5 protein-coding genes are annotated in these 3,672 nt (G+C 53.5%); all 5 read left to right on the top strand.

The genetic code is table 11. From position 1 onward, the window contains the following. Nucleotides 1-451: 451 nt before the first annotated feature. A complete protein-coding gene (locus tag D6783_00055) occupies nucleotides 452-727 on the top strand; it encodes a hypothetical protein (protein RME54034.1) in 276 nt (91 codons plus the stop codon). A 261-nt stretch (nucleotides 728-988) separates the two neighbouring features. Further along, nucleotides 989-1,795, top strand: coding sequence for a serine protease (locus tag D6783_00050; GenBank protein RME54033.1), 807 nt, complete (start codon nucleotides 989-991; stop codon nucleotides 1,793-1,795). Between the two features lie 240 nt (nucleotides 1,796-2,035). Beyond that, entirely contained in the window at nucleotides 2,036-3,040 is a 1,005-nt protein-coding gene (locus D6783_00045; GenBank protein RME54032.1) for a hypothetical protein, read from the top strand. Between the two features lie 36 nt (nucleotides 3,041-3,076). Further along, nucleotides 3,077-3,292, top strand: coding sequence for a hypothetical protein (locus D6783_00040; protein RME54031.1), 216 nt, complete (start codon nucleotides 3,077-3,079; stop codon nucleotides 3,290-3,292). Nucleotides 3,293-3,359: 67 nt separating this feature from the next. Beyond that, nucleotides 3,360-3,644, top strand: a complete 285-nt coding sequence (locus tag D6783_00035; protein RME54030.1) for a hypothetical protein — start codon at nucleotides 3,360-3,362, stop codon at nucleotides 3,642-3,644. Nucleotides 3,645-3,672: the final 28 nt, after the last annotated feature.

Raw genomic sequence — 3,672 nt, 5'->3', positions numbered from 1 at the left:
GAAGAGGTTTGCGAGGTTGCCGAAGACGACAGCGCAGACGAAGTTGAGGAGTAAAACGAAGGGGTGCCTAAACGGCACCCTTTTGTCTTGCTTCACAGCAAGATGTTCTTTGTCAAAACGGAGGCACCAGATGACAAAAGAAACCTTTTGCGTCTGGTGTTGGAAGAAAATCTCAATGCCAGACAATTTCAATGAGCACAAAAACAAACCAGTGTGCTCTTGGACATGCTACTTTGCGGAAGTGTACTTCTGCAAGTACTGGGAAGAAGTTGAAAAGCAAGAAAGGAGTGAGCAATGAAACCGAAAGTATGCGCCAAGTGTGGCACCGTGCTCTACGGCAAACGGTGCATCACCGTCATCAAGCATGGGAGCGGTGGCAGGACATTCCACCTGCACTTCTGCTCGGAAGTGTGCGCCAACGAGTTCTACCTTGAACTGTTGAGGCGCCAAGATGGTTAGGCGTATGGGCGAGTGTCCGAAATGCGGTGAGCACACCGCACTGGAACGGCACCATGTGTATCCCGTACGGCACTATGGGAAACGCAACAACCGCCTTTTCCTGCTTCTCTGCCGAGAGTGCCACCGACAACTGGAGTGGCACATACCATTTGAGAAAATGCCCGACACCTTTTACCGAGATGTCATACGGTGTTTTCTCAACCGCTACTACCTACCACTGAAAGGAACCACCTATGTGGAAACGACACGACATAAGCGTGTTCGTTAATGTCCTTCTCGGTGGTGAGCGAGAGGAGTTGTCGGCACGCATTGGGAGAAACGCAGTCCGCAAGGGTGGTGTATGGTGTATCGCAGAGCGTGTCGTGGACACAATCCTGCGAGAGCCGAACCACTGCTGGAATGCCTACCTCCGTGAGACCAAACGGCGCGCCCCCAAGTAGGGGGGCTCGCCACCACCTTTTGAGTTCAGATGGTGTTGCTACAAGTGTAGCCACACCACCTGCACTCAAGCAGGAGAAAGGAGCACAACATGCTCAAACTGTTCTTTGCAACTGTCGTGTCCGTCTTCACGGCATTCTCCGCTCACGCGTGGGAAGTCCGTGAGATGAACGAAACCGTCAATCAGACCAACTTCATCGTGGGTATGAACGGTCGGGGTTTCTGCTCCGGTACGCTCATCTCGCTGAAGTACCGTCTGGTGCTGACCAACCACCACTGCGTGGAGCCTGCCATGCAACGGCGCACGAAGGAACGCGTCGCTGATGACGGCACCATCACGAAGGTTGAAGTCGTGGAAATCAGCGAAATGCAAGTTTCGCAGAAATCTTACGCTGGCTTCAAGACGGTCGGTCAGTCGGTGTGGCAAGCGAAGGTGGTGGCTCGCTGGAAGCAGTCCGACCTCGCCCTTCTGCAAATCATCGCGGAAGATATCCCCCACACCATCGCCACGCATGTGTTCGCTGGCGACCGTGTCTATCGTGGTGAAACCGTCTATGCTGTCGGGAACCCCGCCATGCTGGACGCGACCATCACGAGAGGCATCATCAGCAACACGAACCGCACCTTCCGTGTGCCGTGGGCTGACGCAGAGGTGCCGTTCCTGCAGATGGACGCTGGCATCGTTGGTGGCTCGTCTGGTGGCGCGCTGTACAACGACAACGGCGAACTGGTCGGCGTGCCAGCCGCAGGTATGCGTGGCACTTCCATCGCGCTCGCCATTCCGTTCTTCCGCGTGCAGGAGTTCCTGACGAACAACTGCTACGAAGATGTCTGGAGAGAGAGTGCGGACGACCACGACACTTGCCTCGCCAAGAAGGCGAAGGAGGAGGAAGAGTAGCCACGAGAGAACCCAAGATAAGGGGAACCAAGATGGTTACTGAACAACTATCGGGGCGGTACCCATCGCCCCGATACTTTTCTGTATTCAATTTTGCGTGAAGTAGCATGGGAACAAGGGTTCGTAGTACCGCGAACCGCAGAGGAACCCTGAAAGACCCGTAGGTTCAGCTCATAAGGTTCGCCTACTTCACGCAGTATTGAAGCTGCAACTGTTCTTTAGCAATAAGGAGTGCTAACCATGCCCACAAAGGAGCAACAAAAGGCACTCCTTGAAGAGTGCCAAAAATACGGGATTGACATCAACAGCGTCCGCTATTGGTGGCACAAATCTAAACGCATCAGTGCGTTCATCGTAGCCGAGAAACGCCCGACATACGAACAGGTACGCAACGGCATCATCGCCGAGATGAAGAAGTACGCACCGAAGTACCCCACCGTCACTCGTGAGAAGGTAACGGACAAGCACCTGCTTGTTGTTGACCCAGCCGATGTGCATATCGGCAAACTCTCATTGAATGACGAAACGGGGTATCACTACGACATCAAGACTGCCGTACGGTACGCCGAAGAGGGCGTTCGCGGTGTCGTGGCGAAAGCGTCGGGCTTCCCGATTGAGCGTATCCTGCTCATTGTCGGCAACGATGTCTTGCATACGGACAATCCGTTCCGTACGACAACGGCAGGCACCAAGCAGGACACCGACAGCATGTGGTGGGATGCGTTCACGACCGCTCGCAAGATGTATGTCCGCATCATTGAGGAGTTGCGCGCGAACGCACCTGTGGATGTGGTGTTCAATCCGAGCAACCACGACTACGCTTCGGGATACATGCTCGTTGACGCGCTCTCGTGCTGGTTCCACACCGCTTCCGATGTGCGCTTTGATGTGCGTATCCGCCACCGCAAATACTATCGCTATGGCGTGAGCATGCTTGCCTTCACACATGGAGATGGTGCGAAAAGTGCCGATATGCCACTCCTGATGGCGCAAGAGGAGAAAGATATGTGGGCGAAAACAACGCATCGCTATATCTACCAACACCACTTGCACCATCGTGTGAAGACATCGTGGCAGTCGGTGAAGGACTATCCTGGCGTCACCCTGACGGTGTTGCGCAGTCCGAGTGCACCCGATGGGTGGGCACACCGAAACGGGTATGTCGGCGCACCGCTTGCCATTGAGGGCTTCGTGCACTCACGCAAGTACGGACAGGTGGCACGACTGACGCACTTTGTGAAATAATAGAGGGCGGTGAGTATATCGCCCTCTATATTTTTTATGACATTCCAAAAAGCACTCAAAGCAAAGTTTGATAAAGGCGCACGAGAGCATAATCAGCCGTGGGATTTAGACCATATTGACGCACGGAGTGAAATGCAGGACGAATTGCTTGACCTGTACAACTACGCAAAACTCTATGCCGATATTGACCGAACCACTGCGTTAGAGATTATGCTCTGGGCGAAAGACATGTGGCACACGCTGAATGAGTAGGTTGCCAACGACTGCGTTATCCACACGAAAAGAGTTATGTTGCCAACGACTGCGTTATACTGTACGCATGACCAAAGCAGTCCATTGCATACGATGTAAGCGCATTATAGAGCCGCACCTGTGCGAAATGTGCAAGCGCGACACGCTTGAGGTTGAGATGCTGGCGGACGCTTTCAGGGCGGAACTGGAACCTATAGAGGTGACGCTCTTTGAGTATATCCTCGCAGGGTATAGTGACCGCTACATTATTGATAAAACACACGAGAAACATCCCGATATCAAACCGTCAGACATTAAGAAGCGCCTCCACTATGTGCGAGGCGCTTGGGAGCGGTATGGCGAGGTATTATAAATGAATGCAAACCGCACCGAGCGCATAT

The organism is Candidatus Woesearchaeota archaeon (assembly GCA_003694805.1).
Lineage (GTDB): Archaea > Nanobdellota > Nanobdellia > Woesearchaeales > J110 > J110.
Note: the sequence above shows the minus strand (reverse complement) of the source record. Positions and strands in the feature narration are given on the sequence as shown.